This is a genomic window from Methylobacterium sp. Leaf112, assembly GCF_001423295.1.
In the GTDB taxonomy this organism is placed as follows: Bacteria; Pseudomonadota; Alphaproteobacteria; order Rhizobiales; family Beijerinckiaceae; genus Methylobacterium.
In genome coordinates, this window is record NZ_LMNG01000006.1 from 53539 (window position 1) to 74150 (window position 20612).

17 protein-coding genes are annotated in these 20612 nt (G+C 67.7%); 9 read left to right on the forward strand and 8 right to left on the reverse strand.

Annotated features, from left to right (window positions below; translation table 11 throughout):
* Positions 1–8: 8 nt before the first annotated feature.
* The gene (locus ASF52_RS04815; protein ID WP_056168534.1) at positions 9–1100 is read left to right on the forward strand and encodes a three-Cys-motif partner protein TcmP; all 1092 of its coding nucleotides are present in this window, start codon (positions 9–11) and stop codon (positions 1098–1100) included.
* A gap of 267 nt (positions 1101–1367) precedes the next feature.
* Here ASF52_RS04815 and ASF52_RS04820 read toward each other — a convergent pair whose 3' ends face one another.
* A complete protein-coding gene (locus ASF52_RS04820; protein WP_244473693.1) occupies positions 1368–1940 on the reverse strand; it encodes a hypothetical protein in 573 nt (190 codons plus the stop codon).
* A gap of 405 nt (positions 1941–2345) precedes the next feature.
* Here ASF52_RS04820 and ASF52_RS04825 point away from each other — a divergent pair, with 405 nt between their 5' ends.
* Entirely contained in the window at positions 2346–3644 is a 1299-nt protein-coding gene (locus ASF52_RS04825) for a flavin monoamine oxidase family protein (RefSeq protein ID WP_056168541.1), read from the forward strand.
* 146 nt (positions 3645–3790) lie between these two features.
* On the opposite strand, the gene ASF52_RS04830 is transcribed toward ASF52_RS04825, so the two are convergent.
* Positions 3791–4636: a hypothetical protein gene (locus tag ASF52_RS04830; protein WP_056168543.1), complete on the reverse strand. Its 846-nt coding sequence runs from the start codon at positions 4634–4636 to the stop codon at positions 3791–3793.
* 289 nt (positions 4637–4925) lie between these two features.
* Positions 4926–5819: a LysR family transcriptional regulator gene (locus ASF52_RS04835; protein WP_056168546.1), complete on the reverse strand. Its 894-nt coding sequence runs from the start codon at positions 5817–5819 to the stop codon at positions 4926–4928.
* Between the two features lie 118 nt (positions 5820–5937).
* On the opposite strand from ASF52_RS04835, the gene ASF52_RS04840 reads away from it, so the two are divergent.
* From ASF52_RS04840 to ASF52_RS04850, 3 genes are all read left to right on the forward strand, one after another.
* Positions 5938–6333 carry a (R)-mandelonitrile lyase gene (locus ASF52_RS04840; protein WP_056168549.1) on the forward strand — a complete coding sequence of 132 codons (396 nt, stop codon included), beginning with the start codon at positions 5938–5940 and terminating at the stop codon, positions 6331–6333.
* 41 nt (positions 6334–6374) lie between these two features.
* Positions 6375–7358: an aldo/keto reductase gene (locus tag ASF52_RS04845; protein ID WP_056168551.1), complete on the forward strand. Its 984-nt coding sequence runs from the start codon at positions 6375–6377 to the stop codon at positions 7356–7358.
* Positions 7359–7556: 198 nt separating this feature from the next.
* On the forward strand, positions 7557–9785 hold the full coding sequence (locus ASF52_RS04850; protein ID WP_056168554.1) for a CHASE3 domain-containing protein: 2229 nt from the start codon (positions 7557–7559) through the stop codon (positions 9783–9785).
* Positions 9786–9849: 64 nt separating this feature from the next.
* Here the strand turns inward: ASF52_RS04850 and ASF52_RS21875 are convergent, their stop codons facing one another.
* From ASF52_RS21875 to ASF52_RS04860, 3 genes are all read right to left on the reverse strand, one after another.
* Positions 9850–10287: a DUF1772 domain-containing protein gene (locus ASF52_RS21875; protein WP_082515196.1), complete on the reverse strand. Its 438-nt coding sequence runs from the start codon at positions 10285–10287 to the stop codon at positions 9850–9852.
* Between the two features lie 140 nt (positions 10288–10427).
* Positions 10428–13637, reverse strand: coding sequence for a hybrid sensor histidine kinase/response regulator (locus ASF52_RS04855; protein WP_056168557.1), 3210 nt, complete (start codon positions 13635–13637; stop codon positions 10428–10430).
* A gap of 179 nt (positions 13638–13816) precedes the next feature.
* Positions 13817–14794, reverse strand: a complete 978-nt coding sequence (locus ASF52_RS04860; RefSeq protein WP_056168560.1) for an HWE histidine kinase domain-containing protein — start codon at positions 14792–14794, stop codon at positions 13817–13819.
* A gap of 269 nt (positions 14795–15063) precedes the next feature.
* Here ASF52_RS04860 and ASF52_RS04865 point away from each other — a divergent pair, with 269 nt between their 5' ends.
* From ASF52_RS04865 to ASF52_RS04875, 3 genes are all read left to right on the forward strand, one after another.
* Positions 15064–15438, forward strand: coding sequence for a response regulator (locus tag ASF52_RS04865; RefSeq protein WP_056168564.1), 375 nt, complete (start codon positions 15064–15066; stop codon positions 15436–15438).
* Between the two features lie 408 nt (positions 15439–15846).
* A complete protein-coding gene (locus ASF52_RS04870; protein ID WP_056168566.1) occupies positions 15847–16929 on the forward strand; it encodes a catalase family protein in 1083 nt (360 codons plus the stop codon).
* A gap of 54 nt (positions 16930–16983) precedes the next feature.
* The gene (locus tag ASF52_RS04875) at positions 16984–17553 is read left to right on the forward strand and encodes a type 1 glutamine amidotransferase domain-containing protein (RefSeq protein ID WP_056168623.1); all 570 of its coding nucleotides are present in this window, start codon (positions 16984–16986) and stop codon (positions 17551–17553) included.
* 111 nt (positions 17554–17664) lie between these two features.
* On the opposite strand, the gene ASF52_RS04880 is transcribed toward ASF52_RS04875, so the two are convergent.
* Positions 17665–18078, reverse strand: a complete 414-nt coding sequence (locus tag ASF52_RS04880) for an ester cyclase (RefSeq protein ID WP_056168569.1) — start codon at positions 18076–18078, stop codon at positions 17665–17667.
* 275 nt (positions 18079–18353) lie between these two features.
* The gene (locus tag ASF52_RS04885) at positions 18354–19310 is read right to left on the reverse strand and encodes a hypothetical protein (RefSeq protein ID WP_056168571.1); all 957 of its coding nucleotides are present in this window, start codon (positions 19308–19310) and stop codon (positions 18354–18356) included.
* A gap of 44 nt (positions 19311–19354) precedes the next feature.
* Here ASF52_RS04885 and ASF52_RS04890 point away from each other — a divergent pair, with 44 nt between their 5' ends.
* A complete protein-coding gene (locus ASF52_RS04890) occupies positions 19355–20272 on the forward strand; it encodes a transporter substrate-binding domain-containing protein (protein ID WP_443136653.1) in 918 nt (305 codons plus the stop codon).
* The last annotated feature ends 340 nt before the right edge of the window (positions 20273–20612 follow it).

Below are 20612 nucleotides of genomic sequence, written 5' to 3' on the forward strand. Positions count from 1 at the left end.
GGCGACGGATGAAACCGCAGCAGGTCACGTGGCCCCTTGAGGACCACACCAGGGCGAAGCACGAGATCCTTCGGCGCTACCTGCAAGCGTGGTTTCCGATCCTGGCGCAGGGCGGCTTTCCGCGGATGGTCCTCGTCGACGGCTTCGCCGGACCCGGCGTCTACGACGACGGCAGCGACGGCTCACCGCTGATCGCGCTCAAGGCATTCCTCGACCAGCCGAAACCGATCCCGGCGGAGTGCCACTTCCACTTTATCGAGAAGGATATGGCCCGGGCTGACCGGTTGCGGGAATGCATCGCGGCGCTGTTCGCCGTCCGGCCCCAGCCGCGCAACCTCCATGTGCACGTCCATGCGGGCGAGGGCTTCGAGCAGGTCTACGCCGATGCGCTCCGCAACCACCCCCGGAACGCACCGGTGTTCGCCTTGGTCGACCCGTTCGGATGGAACGGCATTCCGATGGCCGCGATGCGGGACCTGATGGACCGCGCCAGCGGCGAGGTGTTGGTCAATTTCATGTTCGAGGAGATCAATCGCTTCCTCGCGCATCCCGATCAGGGGGCCAACTTCGATGCCCTGTTCGGCTGCGGGGAATGGCGCCGGCTGACCATGCTCCCACCGACTCAGCGCAAGGCCGGCATCCGCGATCTCTACGCCAAGCAACTCCTGTCCGTGGCCGGAGCACGCTATGTCCGTCACTTCGAGATGCGCAACGGTCGCGAAAGAACCGACTACTACCTGTTCTTCGCAACGAAGAACCAGCGGGGTCTCAAGAAGATGAAGGAGGCCATGTGGTCCGTGGACCAGCGCGGGGGGATGACTTTCTCCGATGCGACGGATCCCAGCCAACAGGTCCTCTTCGACGGACAGGACACCTCGCAACTCGAAGGCATCCTTTCGCGTCGGTTCGCCGGGTCCGTGACGAATGTGGACGAGGTCGAGCGCTTCGTCGTCGAGGAAACCCCATTCCGCGAGACCCATTACAAGGGCATCCTGAAAGGGATGGAGGCCCGCGTGCCGGCCGCGATCCAAGTGGAGGCGTGCCGGGAGGGGCGCAGGAAGGGAACCTACCCGACCGGAACCCGGGTCCGCTTCACATGAGTGCGTCCACGACCTTACGCCTGTCAGAGTCGTAGCCCCCGGACGGAGGGCCTTCCGGCCATCCATCGGGCCGTACGGTCCTCAGCTTTCGGCACTCGTCCACGTTGAGGTCGAGCGGCGGTGCGACGTCCTCGAAGATTTCCACCAGCCGATCCCTGGACCGCATCCCGGGAAGGCTCCGACGCCCGCAAGGTCGGATGGCCCCACGACCGACAAGGGTCGTGGGGCCATCGCGTCGCCGGGTCTCGGTTCAGCCTCACCGAAACGCTATGCGTCCTCGTAGTCGTACATACCCTCGGTATCGATGCCGCCGCTGGTATCGAATTCGGGACGGGCGTAGCCAACGCGACCGGAAACGCGCTCGAATGTCAGCACGCTCGTGAACAGGATCTTGTCGCCGTGGTAGACCTGATCCGGGTCGTTCTCGCCATCCATCGACCCCGACACGGTCACCACCAACGCATCGGGGTTCGGCTGGACGTCGCACTCGTCGATGTAGATCTCGTCGAAATAGGCGTTCGTGGTCGCCATCTCTCCGGATAACGCCTCCTCGACCTCCGCGGGGTTGCGTTGCACGTAATCGTTGACCTCGTCGTCCAATTGACGGGCAAGCCAGACCTCCCCGGCGAAGTGCCCGGAAGCGACGATGAAAGCGCCTAGGACGGATGCGAGACCGTTCACGTCAGGCGGACCGACGAGTTCCTTCTGGATCTGGCGAACCCGTCCGTCCATGAGTCGAAGGTCGGGGATGAGGAAATCGGCCTCAGCCATGGCATCCAGCGGAAACCGCCGCTCCGCCTGGAGTGCCGCCGCCGTGGGATAGCCGAAATAGGCCGCCACGATCTCGTGAGCGTGTCCCGATCCGAGCTTCTTGCCGGTCAGGGCCTTGTAGTTCGAGCGGAGGTGGTCCGCGCAGTCCTTGGGAAGGGACATGGCATATCCATTTCAACCCGGCGTCTTGAAGGGGTAATCACAAGCGCTTCATGATCACCCTGCGCCGGCTGAGATGGTTGCCGTACAGAGGTCGATCCGAGATCGAATTCGCCGCCTTTTGGGTCGCTTGCAGCCCAGGCCATCGGCTCCTCTCCCAGATCTAGGCGCCGAGGATTCTCTCGGCAAGCGGATATCGAATAATTTCGTCACGCCGCCGTCAGGATGGGCAACTGGTCGTCCTGGTATCGTCGGCCGCGTCGCACCAGGCGTCGGTGTCTTGGAAGCGGTGTCGTCCGACCTCACCTTGGCCTCATGGACAGCACGTTCGACGTCATCATCGTAGGGGGAGGCGCCGCCGGCATCGGCGCCGCACGGCGGCTAGCGGCCCATGGCTCGTCGACCCTGCTGCTGGAGGCGTCGTCGCGTCTCGGAGGCCGCGCCCACACGCAGGACCTAGGGGGCTATCCGCTCGATCTCGGTTGCGAGTGGCTTCACTCAGGCGACCGCAACGCCTGGGTCGGCATCGCCGAGGCATCGGGTTTTCCGGTCAACCGAGGCGAGCCGCCGTGGTCGAAGGCGCATCCCGGCAGCACCCAGGACGAGGACGCCCAGGAGGTGGCGCAGGGGGCGTTCGGCGACTGGGAGGAGCGGCTCCGGACCGTGGCGGCGAATAGCGACCGAGCCAGCGATGCCCTTGAGCCCGGCGGCACCTGGAACGCCTACGTGCGAGCCATCGCCGGCTTCATGAGCGGCGTCGCCCCCGAGCAGATATCCGCCGCCGACTACCTCACCTACGACGATGCCTCGACGGGCTGGAACTGGCACCTGCCGCTTGGATACGGCACGCTGGTCGCCGCCAGCCTGCCGTCCTCGACGGCGCTGCGGCTCGCCACCCCCGCCGAGCGGATCGACCTGACGGCGGACGGCGTCGCGGTCACCACGCGCGCCGGCACCGTCCGGGCCGGGGCCGCCATCCTCACGGTCTCGACCGCGGTCCTGGCCGGCGACGCGATCCGGCTTCCCTCCCACGTGGACCCATGGCGCGAGGCCGCCGCCGCCCTGCCTCTCGGTCGCAACGAAAAGATCTTCCTGGAGATCGGGCGCGATGCCGCGTTCGAGCCGGACTCGCATGCCTACGGCAACCTGCGGGACCCAAGGGCCGCCGCCTACTCCATCCGCCCGAACGGATGGCCGGTGATCGAGGCGTTCCTCGGGGGAGAAGGCGCTCGGATCTTGGAGGAGGAAGGCCCGGCCGCCGGCTTCGCCTTCGTGTTGGCGGAGTTGGCAGCCCTGTTCGGCACCGACGTGGCGTCCGCGATCCGACCGCTCGCGGCAACCGGATGGAGCCGGATGGCATCCATCGGCGGAGCGTATAGCTGCGCCCTTCCGGGCCGGTCCCAGGCGCGGGCTCGGCTGGCCCAGCCCTACGAGGACCGCCTCTTCTTCGCGGGCGAGGCAACCCACCCTTTCGACTTCACGACCGCCCACGGGGCGCACGACAGCGGCCAAAGGGCTGCCGACGAGGCCGTGTCGGCGCTTCGGGACAGTCGCCGCCGTGGGCTGGCAGGTGGCCCGCCAGCTTCTTCCCCGGTACGGCGGAGGTCCGCATGACAAGGTGGTCGTAGCCCGGACCACCACCGCTGCTCGCGGACCGCCTGAACGCCATCGGATCGGGCGAGCCGTCGAGACGCCGCCGGGCTTGCCCGTATGGTTTTGGAAGACGGGTACGGGAAGCGTTGCCGCCCGTCCCGTCTCGATCAGATGACGCCGATGCTGGCTGTGACCAAGGCATTCACCTGATCGATCCTGGTCGCCACGAGGTAACCCGAGGTCGAATCCCACCCCCAGATCAAGCCGGTGACCTGCGCCAGACCGGCGTTCCAGGTGCCGCCAGCTTGCAGCGTCTCGTAGTACCGCGTGTTCCAGACGAGCGAGCCGCTCATACCGGGTGGCACTGGCAACGGACCACTGCCCACGACGTGCTGGGCCGGGCCGGGCCGGTGCTCGACCGCGAAATGCAGGGCGGGGTCGAACACGCCGGACGAGGTGAGCCGGTTGAAGGCATTACCCGAGAGCGCCGCGCCGCCTGGGGTTTCCTGACACAGGTAGCCGGTGCCGTTCGCGACCATGGTGCCGAAGGTGAAGCGGGCATTCTGTGCCGCGAAGCCGTAGACGAAGAGGAGTTCGCAATCGACCGGGGCATGCAGAGGTGCGATCCGGCTCGGCGGCACCGCGCCGCCGTGGTGGCCGTGGCCCTGCCAGACTGCGGGGGCGACGCGGGCGAGCGCGCCATCGAGCGGATGCGGGGCGCGAAGGCACGGGCCGGTGATCTGCCAGATGGTGTCGAGGTTGCGGAACTTGTGCGTCAGCGCCTGGGACGGATGCAGCGCGAGCACGTGTTCGTTGCTGAGCAGGAGCGCTCCGCTCGGGTCTTCGAGGTAGGAGCCGGTGCCCCAATGCTGACCCCATGAGCCATGCGAGATGGAGATCGGGGTTGCGTAGCGGTTGACGGCCGCGAGCATGTCGCGGGTGATCTGGGCGTAGGGGATGATGGGCGGGAGGGTCGGGGAAGGGGTGGGGGTGGGGGTTACGTGACCTGACATAGGTAAATGTTCCTTCGTGAGGGTGGATGGTTCTGTTGGACGATAGTCATGGCTGACCTCGGTTCCGGACGTTTGCGGGAACCCGCGCCACCGAACGGCAAACGCCGGAGGCACGGGAGACACGACAAGCTCTCGCTGTGCCGATAGACAGACTATAGGGCCGAACGCCCCCTAAGTCAAGTATTACTTTGAATTACCAGCCTGCCAAAGCCAACTTTTCCTGCCGATAGCAGTTAAAGCGCTTCGGGATACTCGATGGGATCGCTTCCCGGGGTGCAGTCGAAGGTCCTCATCCCCGGTAGCGGAGCGCCTCGACCACCAGGGCGAAGGCCGGGGCGTGCTGGTGCCGGCTCGGGTAGTACAGGTGGTAGCCGGCGAACGGGGGGCACCATTCGGCCAGGACCCGCTTGAGTCGGCCCTCATCGACGTAGGGCCGCACCCGGTCCTCCGGCAGGTAGGCGAGGCCCAGCCCGCCCAGGGCGGCCTTCAGGATCAGGCCGGTGTTGTTGAACACCATCTGGCCCTCGACCCGCACGTTGAGCTCGCGGCCGGCCTTCTCGAACTCCCAGGCGTAGATGTTCCCCCGCGTCGGCAGGCGAAGGTTGATGCAGCGGTGGTGCATCAGGTCCTGCGGCTTCCGGGGCCTCCCACGGTTCTCGAAATACTCGCTCGATCCGACGACGGCCATGCGGATGTCCGGCCCGATCCGCACCGCGATCATGTCCTTCTCGACCATCTCGCCATGGCGCACCCCGGCGTCGAAGCCGTCGCTGACGATGTTCGTCAGCCCGTTGTCGGTGACGATCTCGACCTTGATGTCGGGGTAGGCAGGCAGCAGCCGCTCCATGGCCGGCAGCAGGATGGTCTCGGCGGAGTGCTCGCCCGAGGTGATGCGGACGGTTCCGGCGGGCTTGTCCCGCATACCGGTGAGCGTCGCGATCTCCTCGTCGATATCCTCCAGGCGTGATCGCACGGTCCTGAGGAGCCGCTCCCCCACCTCCGTCGGGGCGACGCTGCGGGTGGTGCGGGTCAGCAGACGCAGGCCGAGGCGCGTCTCAAGGGTCTTCATGCTGTGGCTGAGGGCCGATTGCGAGACCCCGAGCTGCGCCGCCGCCCGGGTGAAGCTCCGCTCGCGCGCGACCGCGACGAAGGCCGCCAGGTCGTTGAGGTTCTCGCGCGCCATTCATGAACCTTATTCATAGCCCCATGCCGATCTTACCGTCTAATCGGCCAAAGGCCCGAGGGCTAGGTTGCCGTCATGAACGACCGGCGGGGCCGGCGACGCACGAAGGAGATCCGTCATGGAGATCAGGCGCAGCGGCTCGCAGCCGTCCGGCAAGGGACCGGCGGAGTGGTTCACCGGGTCCGTCCGCGTCGACCCGCTGTTCGGGCCGCCGGAGCCGTCCCGGGTGGCCGGGGCGCACTTCACGTTCGAACCGGGCGCACGCACCGCCTGGCACACCCATCCGCTCGGGCAGACGCTGATCGTCATGGCCGGCCTCGGCTGGGTCCAGCGCGAGGGCGGCGCGGTCGAGGAGATCCGGCCAGGCGACGTCGTCTGGTTCGAGCCCAGCGAGAAGCACTGGCACGGCGCCACTGCCACGACCGGCATGAGCCACATCGCCGTCCAGGAGAAGCGCGACGGCAGCCCCGTCGACTGGATGGAGCACGTCACCGACGCGCAGTACCGGGCCTGATCGCCCCGCGCCGGCAAAACTCAACTCACGGAAGCACCACCATGAAGACGCGCACATTGGGCACGGGCGGCCCCGAAGTATCGGCCATCGGTCTCGGCTGCATGGGTCTGAGCTACGGCTACGGCCCCGCCACGGAGACGCGGGAGGCGGTCGCGCTGATCCGCGCCGCCTTCGAGCGGGGCGTGACCTTCTTCGACACCGCCGAGGCGTACGGCCCGTTCGTGAACGAGGAGGTGCTCGGCAAGGCGCTCGCCCCTATCCGCGACAGGGTCGTCATCGCCACCAAGTTCGGCTTCCCCGGGGGCGACGTGCAGAAGGGCCTGGACAGCCGCCCGGAGAACATCCGCGCGGTGGCCGACGCCTCGCTGCGACGGCTCGGGACGGACCGGATCGACCTGTTCTACCAGCACCGGATCGACCCGGACGTGCCCGTCGAGGACGTCGCCGGCACGGTCCGCGACCTGATCCGCGAGGGCAAGGTCAAGCATTTCGGCATGTCGGAGGCGGGTACGCAGTCGCTTCGCCGGGCCCATGCCGTCCAGCCGGTCGCGGCGCTCCAGAGCGAGTATTCGTTGTGGTGGCGCGAGCCGGAGGCCGAGGTGCTTCCGACCTGCGAGGCGCTCGGGATCGGCTTCGTCCCGTTCAGTCCGCTCGGCAAGGGTTTTCTGACCGGTGCGATCAGCGAGGCGACGACCTTCGACAAGACCGATTTTCGCAATAGCGTGCCGCGCTTCTCCGAGGAGAATCGGAAGGCGAACCAGGCCCTGGTCGAGGTCGTGAAGGGCATCGCCGCCGGCAAGGGCGTGACGCCGGCCCAGATCGCCCTGGCCTGGCTGCTCGCCCGCAAGCCGTGGATCGTGCCCATCCCCGGGACGACCAAGCTCCACCGGCTTGAAGAGAATATCGGCGCGGCCGAGGTCGAGCTCGGTCCCGAGGACCTGGCCACCATCGCGGATGTGCTCGGCAAGGTGACGGTGCAAGGGGACCGCTACCCTGCGCACCTGCAGCAGCGCGTGGGTCGGTGACCACACGCTTGGAGCGTGGAAATTCGCGACTCCTAGGGAAGCAGGCAATGGGAAGCGCTTCATTTCCCTCAAGCGCCGTGCGTTGTGCCATGATCGACGCGTAGGCCTCCGAGCGTCCCCTTCACTGCGTCCGAGGGACTGGGATCTCGGTCCGGGCTCCAGTCGGTGGCGATTGGCGTCGAACGGGGGAGGGACGGCATGACCAAGCACCTCGTCGCCCGTGCGAATGTCCTGATCCTCGGGGTGCTGCTGGCTATCCTCGCCCTCGTCGGCGCGATGACCTGGGAAAGGCTCAATGCCTCCCGCGACGCGCGGCAGTGGTCGCAGCACAGCTACGACGTCCTCGGCACGCTCAAGGACCTCGCCATCGCCCTGCGCGACGCAGAGACGGGCCAGCGTGGCTACGTGCTCACGGGCAAGGACGAGTACCTCGCACCCTATGACGCCGCCCGCGACCGCATCGGCGTGCTCCAGGGCGAGATGCAAAAACTCACCGCCGACAATCCGGTGCAGCAGCAACGGTTGCGGGACCTCGCACCCGTGATCCAGCACAAGTTGGAGGAACTCGCCCAGACCGTGCAGGCGCGGCGGGATTCCGGGTTGGAAACGGCGCTACGCATCGTCAATTCGGATGCCGGCAAGGCGTACATGAGGGATGCCGAGGCGTCCCTGTCGGCGATGCTCGCCGACGAGGAGAAGTTGCTGACCGAACGCGTCGCCCAGAACGATGCCCGTGCCGGCTGGGTGCGCTGGATGGTGATCGGCGGCTCCGCGCTCGCCATCCTGGTCCTTTTGGCTGCCGCGCGGCTCCTCAACCAAGCATGGTCGCGCTCCCACAAGGCGGAGATCGCCCAGGGTGATCTCGTCCTGCGCCTGCGCACCACTCTCGACAGCCTCAGCCAGGGCGTCGCCGTTTTCGGACCGGATCGGAAGCTCAAGAACTGGAATCATTGCTTCCAGGTTCTGCTCGACCTGCCCAAGGCGATGGTGCGTCCGGGCACCGCCTACGCCGCCTTCGTCGAGCACACGGCGGAGCCGGGCCGTCCCGCCCTGGAGACCGAGGATCAGATCCGACATGGCAGCCAGCAGCCGGGCGAGGCCGTGACCTACGAGCGCCAGCGCGCTGACAGCCACCACCTTGAGATCCGCCGCACCCCGATGCCGGACGGCGGGTTCGTACTGACCCTTTCCGATATGACCAAGCGCGTCCAGGCCGAGGGTGTGCTGCGGGAAGCCCAGAAAATGCAGGCCATCGGCCAGCTGACCGGGGGCATCGCGCATGACTTCAACAACCTGCTGCAGGTCATCGTCGGGAACCTTGAGTTCGTACGCGCCAAGGTGAGCGACGACCCCAAGCTGCAGCAGCGCATCGAGCGCGCGGCCTGGGCGGCCCAGCGCGGGGCGACCCTGACCAGCCAGCTCCTCGCATTCGCCCGCAAGCAGCCGCTGGCGCCTGCCGCCATCGACCTTGCAGCCACCATGCCCGATCTGGTGCCGCTCCTGCGTCGCACCCTCGGCGAGCACATCGACGTCCGCTACGTCGAGACCGCCGGGCTCTGGCCGGCCATGGCCGACCCGGCGCAGTTGGAGAGCGCCGTCCTCAACCTCGCCCTGAACGCCCGCGACGCGATGCCGGGCGGCGGCCGCCTCACCATCGAGCTCGGCAACAAGGTGCTGGACGAGGCATACGCCCGCGACAACACCGAGGTGACGCCGGGCGACTACGCCATGGTGGCGGTCTCCGACACCGGCCACGGCATGACGCGCGAGGTCGTGGCGCGGGTGTTCGAACCCTTCTTCACGACCAAGCCGGACGGCAAGGGCACGGGGCTCGGCCTCGCCATGGTGTTCGGCTTCGTCAAGCAGTCCGGCGGGCATGTGAAGATCTACTCCGAGCCCGGCCAGGGCACGACGGTGAAGATCTACCTGCCGCGCGCCATGAAGGCCGTCACCGCCGCGGCGACCCGCACGTCCGCCCCCATCGACCTGCCGCGCGGATCGGCGACGGTGCTGGTGGTCGAGGACGAGGCGGCGGTGCGCGAGATCGCCTGCGCGATCCTCTCCGACCTCGGCTACCGGGTGCTGGAGGCGGCCGACGGCGAGGAGGGCCTGCGGATGTTCGGGCTCCACGCTTCGCAGGTCGACCTGCTGCTGACCGACGTGGTGCTGCCCGGCAAGGTACGCGGACGCGATCTATCGGAGAGCATCGCCGCGATCCGCCCGGAGGTCAGGGTGATCTTCATGTCCGGCTACACGGAGAACTCCATCGTCCACCACGGTCGCCTCGACGACGGGGTCCACCTCATCGGCAAGCCGTTCAAGCGGGAGCAACTCGCGCGCAAGGTCGCCGAGGTTCTCGGTTCGCCGGTGGCGTTAGGGAACGAAGGCCCCAACATCGTGGAACTGAGACCGCGTCGTGACGGCTAGCGGCCCCCCCAGGACCTTCGAGCAAACCGCCGAACGACCTACCGAGTAGGTAGCGAATCGTGGCTCAGTTTGGATTTGCAGTGAGCGCGGCGAGGAAACAGACCGTAGCGGCAATCCCCAACGCGGTCCGCACCGCGTGCAGCCCGTTCCACTTAGCGAGAAGCTTTCGTGTTTCCGGACCGGCTACCGCTGGTTCGGTAGCCATCAACACCCGATTGACCGGCAAGATACCGAATAACGTCCAGGGCCAATTCGCTATCATCAGAAGTGCGCCGACCAGAAAAAGTAACCTTCCTTCGATCCACCATGCGACGGCGCCTAGCAAGAACCCAATGATCGCTAAGCTCGACTGCATCAGGAGCCCTCGATTATATGAAGGTTTCCATTGCGTCAGGAATGCACTGTCTGACAAAATTGCACGAGCAGGATGCTCGGCGATATTTATATAAAATGCTGCCCCGGTAAACAGTGCCGCAGTCGTCAGAGCCAAGCAACCAAACATTATGCACTTCCGCTAAGCCGCAGTCCGCTTGTCGTAAAATTCAAGCTGCCCTGGCGCAGGTGCATCGTTATCCACCGACCCGGCGATATCGTCCATGCTCCACCGCGTCGTTCCGGCGATGCCGCAACGGACCTCGAACCTTACGACCTCTCCTCGATCAGCCCTCGGATGCGGCTTGCGAGCGCCTCCAGGGCGAACGGCTTCACCAGGATCTCCATGCCGGGGGCGAGGTGGCCGTGGTTGAGCGCGGCGTTCTCGGCGTAGCCGGTGATGAACAGCACCTTCAGGCCGGGGCGCGAGACCTTGGCCGCGTCCGCCATCTGCCGTCCGTTCATGCCGCCGGGCAGGCCGACGTCGGTCACCAGCAGGTCTATGCGCACGTCCGACTGCAGCACCTTGAGGCCGGAGGCGCCGTCGCCCGCCTCGATGGCCGCGTAGCCTAGATCCTCTAGCACCTCGGTGACGAGCATCCGGACGGTGGGCTCGTCGTCGACGACCAACACCGTCTCGCCAGCCTTGGCCCTGGCGGCCGCCGAAAGGTCCGGGACCGCCTCCGACACATCCGCCTCACCGCGGTGGCGGGGTAGGTAGAGGCAGACCATCGTGCCGTTCCCAGGCTCGGAATAGATCCGCACCTGCCCGCCGGACTGCTTGGCGAAGCCGTAGATCATCGACAAACCGAGGCCCGTACCCTCGCCCATCGGCTTGGTGGTGAAGAACGGGTCGAACGCCTTGGCCACTATGTCGGGTGCCATGCCGGTGCCGTTGTCCGAGACGCACAGCGCCACGTACTGCCCCGGCTCCAGGTCGCGCTCGCGGGCGGCGGTCCGGTCGAGCCAGCGGTTGCTCGTCTCGACGACGATGCGGCCGCCGTCGGGCATGGCATCCCGGGCGTTGATGCAGAGGTTGAGCAAGGCGTTCTCAAGCTGGCTCGGATCGACCAGGGTCGGCCACAGGCCGCCGGCGCCGACCACCTCGACGGACACCGCCGGCCCGACCGTGCGGCGCACGAGCTCCTCCATGCCCTCGATCAGCCGGTTCACGTCGGTCGGCTTGGGCGCGAGGGTCTGGCGTCGGGAGAAGGCGAGCAGGCGGTGCGTCAGGGCGGCGGCGCGTCGGGCCGCGCCCTGGGCGGCCCCGATGTAGCGCTCCAGGTCGCCCATCCGGCCCTGGAGCATGCGCGTCTGCATCAGCTCCAGCGAGCCGACGATGCCCGCCAGCATGTTGTTAAAGTCATGCGCGAGGCCCCCCGTGAGTTGCCCGACCGCCTCCATCTTCTGCGATTGCCGCAGTGCCTCCTCGGTTCGGGCGAGCGCCTCGGCCTGGGCCTTGGCGGCGGTCACGTCGCGCACGGTGGCGTAGATCAGGCCACCGGTCGGGACCGCGTTCCAGGAGAGCCAGCGCCAGCTTCCGTCGCGATGGCGGTAGCGGTTCTCGAACGACATCTGCGCGTCGCCCCGCGCCAGACCCACCGCGGCTTCCTCGGTCAGGGCGCGGTCGTCGGGATGGACGAAGTCGAGGAACGGGCCGGCCTTCATCTCGGCTTCCGTCCAGCCGAGCGTCGCCGTCCAGGCCGGGTTGAGGCTGACGAAGCGGCCGTCGAAGTTGGCCACGCAGAGCATGTCCGAGGATGCCCTCCAGATCATGTCCCGCTCGGCCGTACGCGCGGCAACCTGGCGTTCGAGCTCCTCGGCCTGGCGGCGTCGCTCGTCGACGTCGGTATGGGTACCGACCCATTGTGTGATCGTGCCGGCCGCGTCCCGGACAGGCTGCGCCCTCGCCAGGAACCAGCGATGGGCGCCATCGGCCCCGCGGATACGGAACTCGACCTCGTAGTGCTCACCCGTTTCGATGGAACGAGCCCAGCCTTCCCGGGCCGCCGGCAGGTCGTCGGGATGGATCAGGTCGACCCAGGTCGCGACCCGGTTCAGGCTACCCGGATCGACGCCGGTGTAGGCGTATGCCTGCCCGTTGAACCAGTACAGCGTGCCGTTCGGCCGGGCCGCCCAGACTTGGTTCGGCACGGCCTCGGCGAAGGCGCGGAACTGCGCCTCGCTGGCCTGGAGGTCTGCCTCCGCGCGCCTGCGGGCGGTGACGTCCCGGAACAACACCGAGACCTGACGCCGGCTCGCCGGTTCGATCCGCGCTGCCGAGACCTCGATGTGCCGACCGGCAACCGGGAACGCCCGTTCGAACCGGATCGATTCCCCCGTCCGCAGCACGCCGCCGTAGAGATTTAGCCAGCCCTCGGCCTCGTCCGGCGCGAGGTCGCGCAACGTCCGCCCGACGATGTTCGCGATCCCGGTCTGGCGCTCGTAGCCTTGGTTGGCGACGGTGTGGACGTAGTCGCTCGCCGGACCGTGCGGCCCGTCGATGAACTCGATGATGCAGAAGCCGTCGTCGACCGCCTCGAACAGCGCCGTGTAGCGCTCCTCGGTTTCTCGCCGGGCCGTGGCGTCGACCATGGTCCCGAGCGCCCGGAACGCACGGCCATGCTCGTCGAACAGGCAACGCCCCTTGGCCCCCACCCAGCGCACGGTACCGTCCAAGGGGGAGACGACGCGGAACTCGGCCTCGAACGGTGCGCGCCGCTCCGGATCGAGGGTGGCGGCGAACGCCGACAGCGTCGCCTCCCGGTCGTCGGGGTGCAGGCAGTCACGAAGCGTACCGAGACCGCATGGCGCGTTCGGAGACAGGCCGAACAGGCCGCGGGTGCGTTCGGACAGGGTCAGTGCATCGGAGACGATGTCGAGGTCCCAGGTGCCGATCTCGGCCGCCTCGGTCGCCAGCCGCAGCGCCATCTCGCTGAACTGCAGGCGCTCGGCGTCGGTGGCGCGGGCCGCCGACAGGGCGGCGTTCTCGCCGCGCAAGGCCGCGAGCTGCAAGACGTCGGCGCTGACGTCGTACTGGCTCGCAAAGAAGTACGCGACCTCGCCGGCGGCGTCCTTGACCGGCGCCAGGAGCAGCTGGTTCCAGAAGGTCGTGCCGTCCTTGCGGTAGTTGAGGAGCGCGACCTCGATGCCGCGCCGGGCTGCGATGGCCTCGCGCACGCGGGCGACGTCGTCCCGGTCGGTCTCGGGTCCCTGGAGGAAGCGGCAGTTCCGTCCGATGATCTCGTCGTGCGCGTACCCCGTGAGCCGGGTGAAGGCGCGGTTGACGAAGATGATTGGGTTGTCCGGTTGGCGCGGGTCCGTGATGATCATCGGCATTCGCGTCGCGCGCACGGCTGCGGCGAACGGGTCGGTGATGTCCTCCCCTCCGGCGATCTCGGAGAGGATGCGGTGCGTGTCCCGCAGAACGATCTCTGCCTCGGCCTCGGCCGGCGTGGGAAGGTCTGTCGCGTCTGTCACGCGAGGCCGTCTAGCAAATTCGCCATGGGTGCTGAACCACGGTTCGAGGTGGGCCGATGCGCGCAGGGCTTCGGATCCACAGGTGAGGAATGGGCCAACTCCGAGGGTGAGTCGGAGCCGCATGGTGGCACGGCACCTAGCCGCGCCGATCCGGTTCGCACGATGGGACGCGACGCCGGTCAGGCCGCCGGAACGACCATCCGGAAGTGCAGGCCGCCATCGTCGATGGTGCGTTCGAACCGGCCGGCTAGGCTGCGCTCGATGGTTTGCCTGAGCAGGCGCGAACCGAATCCCGTGCCTTCCGCCTTGGACGTCCCGGACGGGGCGGCGCCCTCGGTCCAGTCGAGGGTCAGGACGTCGTGTTCGATGCGCCCGACCAGTTTGAGATCGCCGCCTCCGGACAGGGCCCCGTACTTGGCTGAGTTGGTGGCGAGTTCGTGGAAGATCATCGCGTAGTCGTTGACCCTGTCGGGGGTGGCGACCGCGGCGGCGTCCACGTCGACGTCGATGTTGGCACCGTTCCGGTACGGAGACAGGATACGCTCGGCGAGGTCACCCAGCCTGACGTTGCCCTGGTCGAGCTTGTGCGACCGGGTCGCCATGGTCGTCGCCTCGTGCAGCACCCCGAAGCGCCGCGAAAGGTCCTCGGCGAAACTCGGGGTCGACTTGGCGTCCCGGGCTACGATGGCGGTGAGCGCCCGGGCGACGGTGAACATGTTCGAGACGCGGTGGGCGAGCTCGGACGTCAGCAGGTGCTCGGCTTCCTCGGCCCGCTTCCGGTCGGTGATGTCGAGGAAGATGGCCTGGACCCACTCGCCGACCTTGCCGGCATCCCCACCTACGCCACGCGCCGAAATCCAGCGCGCGTCGGGTCCGTCCCCGATGCGAAAATCGAAGCTGTAGGGCTGCGGGTCGTTGGCGCTGGCCGCCCAGTCGAGCATCATGCCGTGGCGGTCGTCGGCGGCGACCTTCTCGAACAGGGCGTCGATGGTGACGACCGACTCCGTCGTGGCCCAGAACTCCCGGCACAAACCGTCGAGTTGAGCCAGGCGCCGTTCCGGCGACCATGCCCATAGGCCGACGCCACCCCGGTGGATCGCCCCTGTGAAACTTTCGAGCGTCCACTCGTCACCGGCCAGAGTCGTTCCTTGAACCATGCGTCTTTCCGAACCGGACCCTGTGTCGTGCGGGGGGCGCATTCCCGCCTTGGCAGTGGGGAACTCCCGCCGCCCGCGTTTGCTCCGGCAAAGCTATCCGTGACTGTCTCGGCCAGCCCTGGTCGACATCACGAAAAGGAGAGAGACGAACCTTTCCGTGAGGCCCTCCTGATGCGGCCGCGCCCAGGACGCTCCTCGGTGCATGCCGGGACCGCTCAAATGACGCGGCTCCGCTCGCAACCAATCGACTTAACCTGTGTTGCAAAACCATGACGACGAAGCGCTCCATGGAAGCCTCGGCCGTCCTCGTCGTCGAGGACGACGACCTCGTGCGCCTCTGCGCGGTCGAGATGTTGGAGGATGCTGGCTTCGAGATCGTCGAGGCGCGCCATGCCGACGAGGCGTGGTTCATCCTTCACGAGCGGTCGGACATCGGCGCGCTTTTCACGGACGTCGACATGCCGGGCACCATGTGCGGGGTGACCCTGGCCGGTCGCGTCCACGACGCGTGGCCCGACATCCGCCTCGTCGTGACCTCGGGACGCCAGCGTTTCGCCGACGGGGAAATCCCGGACCACGGCCTGTTCGTGCCCAAGCCCTACAGCGCGGACCAAGTTATCGACGCGATCCACGACGCCGTCTGAGCGACGTCCGGGTCCTTCATCCGCTGGTGGCCAATCATCGAGATCCGATCGGTGGCAGCCGCCACGAACGCCCGTGACGGGTGGTTATGCGTTCGGACGCTTTCGAATGACGAGACATCGAAGCGGACACCGTCGTCGTACCAGCCGATAGCCCAGCGGTTGTGCGGGACTTTCCTGCGTCTGGGCTCGTGTTCCATTCGGTCGTCCGTGGAAGGTCCGTCGGGAAAGACCGAACCGCCCGGGGGTGTCAGAGAACCGATCTGCCTGAGTCGCATTCACGACAGTAAGGCCCAGCCAACGTCCGAGGAGCGCCTGCTTCCGGGCGGGTCCGGCATCGGGAGATGGCTGGGCGGCAGCCTGCCTCAGCGAGTGACCAAGCACGGTCGAGGCTACAACCGAAGGATAAGCATGACCTACCTGCGCTACGCCCCCGACATCGAGCAACCGGCGCCGGACGAGCAGGATACCATCGACGGCATCATAAAGGGCATGACCCAGCAGTCGGAGACGGTCGAGAAGCGGGAGCACCACGCGGTCCGTGCCAGCCACGCCAAGAGCTCGGCTTGCGTCACGGGCGAGCTGACGGTCGCTGCGGGCCTTTCGTCGGAACTGGCGCAAGGGCTGTTCGCCACGCCTGGTAGCCATCCCGTCGCGGTACGCTTCGCGCAGGGCCCGGGCGAGACCCTGGGCGACCGGGTGTCGACCCATCGCGGCATGTCCATCAAGGTCTTCGACGTTCCCGGGGAGAAGCTCCCTGGCCATTCCGTCGACACCCAGGACTTCGTGCTCGCAACCGGCACGACCTTCCCGTCCGGTACAGCGGCCGGCTTCCTGCGCGACGGCACTGTCATCGGCAAGTCGACCGGTCTGCCGGAGGGCGTGAAGAGCGCGGTGTCCTCCACCATGCGCAACCTCAACAAGGCGCTGCATGCCTTCGGCACCGAGAGCGCGCTCGCCGACTTCTTCGGGCACCCCTACAGCCACCCGCTGGCCGACAGCTACTTCAGCCAGGCGCCGGTACGCTTCGGCGATTTCGTTGCCAAGCTCGGGGCTGAACCCGCGAACGAGTCCCAACGTGCGCTGTCCGAGTGGCGGCTCGACCCGCACCAGGACGAGGACGGCTTCCGGCACGCCACCGTCGCGTTCTTCCGGGAGAACGAGGTGATGTTTGAGCTTAAGGCGCAGCTTTGGGCGGATGCTGAGCGGCAGCCCATCGAGGACGCCTCGGTCGACTGGCCGGTCTCGGTCAGCCCCTACCGGACGGTGGCGACGCTCCGCCTTCCGCGCCAGGACGCCTATTCGCCGCAACGGGTGCGCTACTTCGACGAGGTCATGACCTTTCGCCCGGCGCACAGCCTCGCGGCGCACCGACCGCTCGGTTCGGTGATGCGGGCGCGCCTCCAGGTCTACAGGGCGCTGAGCGACTTCCGCCACCGCGAGAACGGCGTGGCGGCCGAGGATACCGCCGGCATCGACCGCATCCCGGCGTGAGGAACGGCGCGACCTGCGCCTCTATTGAAACCTGACATCCAGAAGGACGATGACATGAGCTTACAGGGCAAGAAGATCGCGATCCTGATCGCGCCGCGCGGCACCGAGGAGCCGGAGTTCGCGAAGCCCCACGAGGCAGTGAAGCAGGCCGGGGCGACCGTGACGGTCATCGGTCTGGAGGCAGGCGAGGCTGAGACCGTGAACAACGATCTCGATCCGGCCGGCCGGTACAAGGTGGACCGGACCATCGATGGGGCCTCGGCGGCGGACTACGACGGGCTCGTCATCCCCGGCGGCTGCGTAGGCGCCGACAAGCTCCGGGCGAGCAAGGATGTCGTGGCGTTCGTCCGGGACTTCTTCGCTGCGGGCAAGCCGGTCGGGGTCATCTGCCACGGGCCATGGACGCTGATTGAGGCGGACGTCGTGAAAGGGCGGACGCTGACCTCCTATCCTACGGTCCGGCGCGACATCGAGAACGCCGGTGGCACATGGGTCGATGAGGAGGTCGTTTGCGACAAGGGGCTCGTCACCAGCCGCACGCCCAAGGACCTGCCGGCCTTCTGCGCCAAGATCATCGAGGAGTTCGCGGATCGCCGTCATCCCGACCAGGCCCGGAGCGCCTGAGGGGTCGGGTAGCCAGCGATCGGTTCTTGAGCGTCCGGGGCGGTCCATGGGCCGCCCCGGGCTGAGCCTTGACGACGTCCCGTGGCCGGGACGCCCTCGCGGAAGCCTCCATCAGCCCTCGATGGCGCCGATCTGCTTGAGGATGCCGAGCTCGTCGGACGAGCCCCACCGCTCGACCATCTTGCCGTCGACGAAACGGCCGATCTGCATACCACGGACCTTGATGGCCTTCCCGGTCGGCTTGTGGCCGTTGAAGTCGCCCTGGTGCGTGCCGGTGAGCGTGTAGGCGAAGGCGACGCTGTCTCCGTCGGCGACGAGCTTCTTCACCTCGACCTGCATGTCGGGGAAGGCGGAACGGAGCTGCGTGAAGAAAGCCTGGTATCCCTCGGGACCCATGTGCTGGCCCGGCGCAGGGTCATGATCGTGGCAATCCGGGGCGACGACTTCGGGGAAGGATTCGAAACGACCGCCGTTGACAAGTTCGCCGAATTTCTCGGTCGCCTGGATGCTGGTCTCGCGGGACATGATGTTCCTTGGGGCTCGGGGCTGGCAAAGGCGCGTCCGGCGCCTCGACGCATGGGAAACTCCCGCCACAGTCGGACGTTGCTGGCGCCGCGCACGACAGGGACGGGATGACTGCCAGGCATGACGTCGGATCGTAGCGGGGTGGCTTGGTCAGCCGCTGGCTGCGACCGCCGCGAGGCTGTTGGCACCTACGCCGTCATGCTCGCGGCATTGATCCTGGCACGACATAAGCCGTGAACGACAGCGAGGCTGCTTTCTCGCGAAAACAGCCTCGCTTAACGTCCGGTAACTATCCCGTGCGAAGCAAATGCTTCGAAACGGGACTTTGATCGCAAAAACGGATCATTGCGCCGGAGATCAGCGGCGGCCAGGGCGGCGGCCGTCTCGGCATCGTGCGCCTCGATCACGAACTTGATGTCGAGCTTGGCCGCCGGATAGTCGAAGGCCGAGAGGGCCGCGGTGAGGCGTGGGACCACGGCCGCTTCCCGGTGCAGGGCGACGAACACCGTGTAGACGGGGAGGTCGGCATCGGCCAGGCACGCGTCCGCCGCCACGCCCTCCGCCTCGACGCTGACGGCGGCGACCCGCAGGGTCACCATGGCGAGGAGCACGAGTTGGACGGCGGTCCAGAGGCCCACGACCAGGGTGGGCGGAAGTTCGACCATGGCGACCACCGCGAGTCCGGCGATCAGGCCGGCGATGGCGAGGGTCGGTCCCATGGGACGGGCCTTCAGCGCCCAGTCGGGCCGGTGGACCTGAAGGGAATCCGCCGCGGCGGCGGCGATGCCGGCGGGGTTGGCGCTGAAGACGGCCTCGCGCAGGGCGCGGGGCGTGGTCAGTGCCGGCATCCGACCCATGGGGCTGCGCCCGCCCAGCACTTCAGCGATGGCGGCGCCGCGCGGCGCCAGGACGAAGGCGGCCGGCGCGCCCGGCAGCAGGGGGGCGACGCCGGCGACCACGCTCTCGGGGTAGCGTGCGCCGGGCCCCAGGGGGATCGCGTCGGCGAGGAAGGGGGTGCCGAGTTCGGCCGCGAGTGCCCGGTAATAGGCCTCCTCCGTGACGGTGCCCGACGCGAGAAGGGCGGAGGCTCCGTCGGTGCCCCAGGCGCGGGCGCGGTCGGCGGCCTTGGCCAGGGCTGCCGGATCGACACCGTGATCCAGGAGGAAGGCGAGGTCGGGCGGCAGGGGCGAGACGCCGGCCTGCGACACGAAGGGTAAACCGAGGATCGACAACGGGAGCGTCTCCCGGCGGCTCGAGAACGTGCTAGGGAGACGGCGTGAGCCAGACCGCGTCCGCGCACAACCAGCGCACCACGAATACAACCCCGAGGTCAAGGACGCGCTGGATTTCTCCGGCGGTCCTCGCCGTGGCGATGGCCCTGCTGGTGGGACGCGCAGACGCGCAGACGCCTCCCGCGCCGGGACAGGGGGTCGCCATCCCGAACTTCTGGAACCCGCGCGCGCGCCAGGAGCGCATCGACGCGCCCCAGACGAGCCGCACGGTCCGCTTCCTCACGGACGACGAGTTCCCGCCCCTGCACTTCCCCGGGCCGGACGGCACGCCCACGGGCTTCTCGGTGGAGCTCGCCCGCGCGGTCTGCGAGAAACTCGCCCTGACCTGCACGGTCCAGGCCCGGCGCTTCGACACGCTGCTCGATGCGCTGGCCGACAAGCAGGGCGACGTGGTCGCCGCCGCCATCCCGCTCACGCCGGCCCTGCGGGCGCGGTTCCTGGCCACCCGGCCGTACTTTCGCTGGCCGGGCCGGTTCGCGGCGCGCACGGACAAGGCGCTGCCCGTCCCCTCCGCCACGGCCCTCGCCGGCCGCAGCGTCGGCGTGGTCGCGGGCAGCGCCCACGCGGCCTACCTCAAGGCGTTCTTCCCCAAGGCGGAGGCGCGCGACTTCAACGATCTCGCCGCCGCCGAGGGCGCCCTGCGGCGCGGCGAAGTGGAGTACGTCTTCGCCGACGGCCTCAACCTCGCCCTGTGGGTCGGCGGCATCGAATCGGCGCAGTGTTGCGCCCTCGTCGGCGGCGACTACCTCGAGAACCGCTATTTCGGCGAGGGCATCGGCCTCGTCACCCGACCCGACGACGCGGCCTTGGCCCGCGCCCTCGACGACGCCCTGCAGCGGGTGTGGGACGACGGCAAGTACGCCGAACTCTACCTCAGGTTCTTCCCCGTCAGTCCGTTCTAGGGCGTTCCGCGAACGGCACCGTTCTGCCCGGGGAACTCGCTCCCGGCAAGGGTATCGCGCGCATCCCAAGGGTATCGCGCGCATCCGATGCGTATCGCACCTCAAAACGACGACTTACAGCAAGCTCACACCGGCCGACATTACGTCATCGCCCGACAAGGCGCGATCAGGTCCGCAACTTCTACCGGACCATAGCTTCGCCATAACAGCCTTGTCGGAAGGCGATGCATCGCCAGCGGAGCCGGTCCTTCGCCGTTCGCCGCGAAGTCTTGCGGCGCGACCGCGAAGACCAGTGCATCCGGAACCGGCGCGCGACAGTCCGGTTGAGTCCTCATCACCC

Coding starts and splice junctions, on each gene's coding strand:
- ASF52_RS04815 (WP_056168534.1), top strand. CDS start 9: ATGAAACCGCAGCAGGTCACGTGGCCCCTTGAGGACCACACCAGGGCG.
- ASF52_RS04825 (WP_056168541.1), top strand. CDS start 2,346: ATGGACAGCACGTTCGACGTCATCATCGTAGGGGGAGGCGCCGCCGGC.
- ASF52_RS04830 (WP_056168543.1), bottom strand. CDS start 4,636: ATGTCAGGTCACGTAACCCCCACCCCCACCCCTTCCCCGACCCTCCCG.
- ASF52_RS04835 (WP_056168546.1), bottom strand. CDS start 5,819: ATGGCGCGCGAGAACCTCAACGACCTGGCGGCCTTCGTCGCGGTCGCG.
- ASF52_RS04840 (WP_056168549.1), top strand. CDS start 5,938: ATGGAGATCAGGCGCAGCGGCTCGCAGCCGTCCGGCAAGGGACCGGCG.
- ASF52_RS04845 (WP_056168551.1), top strand. CDS start 6,375: ATGAAGACGCGCACATTGGGCACGGGCGGCCCCGAAGTATCGGCCATC.
- ASF52_RS04850 (WP_056168554.1), top strand. CDS start 7,557: ATGACCAAGCACCTCGTCGCCCGTGCGAATGTCCTGATCCTCGGGGTG.
- ASF52_RS21875 (WP_082515196.1), bottom strand. CDS start 10,287: ATGTTTGGTTGCTTGGCTCTGACGACTGCGGCACTGTTTACCGGGGCA.
- ASF52_RS04860 (WP_056168560.1), bottom strand. CDS start 14,794: ATGGTTCAAGGAACGACTCTGGCCGGTGACGAGTGGACGCTCGAAAGT.
- ASF52_RS04865 (WP_056168564.1), top strand. CDS start 15,064: ATGACGACGAAGCGCTCCATGGAAGCCTCGGCCGTCCTCGTCGTCGAG.
- ASF52_RS04870 (WP_056168566.1), top strand. CDS start 15,847: ATGACCTACCTGCGCTACGCCCCCGACATCGAGCAACCGGCGCCGGAC.
- ASF52_RS04875 (WP_056168623.1), top strand. CDS start 16,984: ATGAGCTTACAGGGCAAGAAGATCGCGATCCTGATCGCGCCGCGCGGC.
- ASF52_RS04880 (WP_056168569.1), bottom strand. CDS start 18,078: ATGTCCCGCGAGACCAGCATCCAGGCGACCGAGAAATTCGGCGAACTT.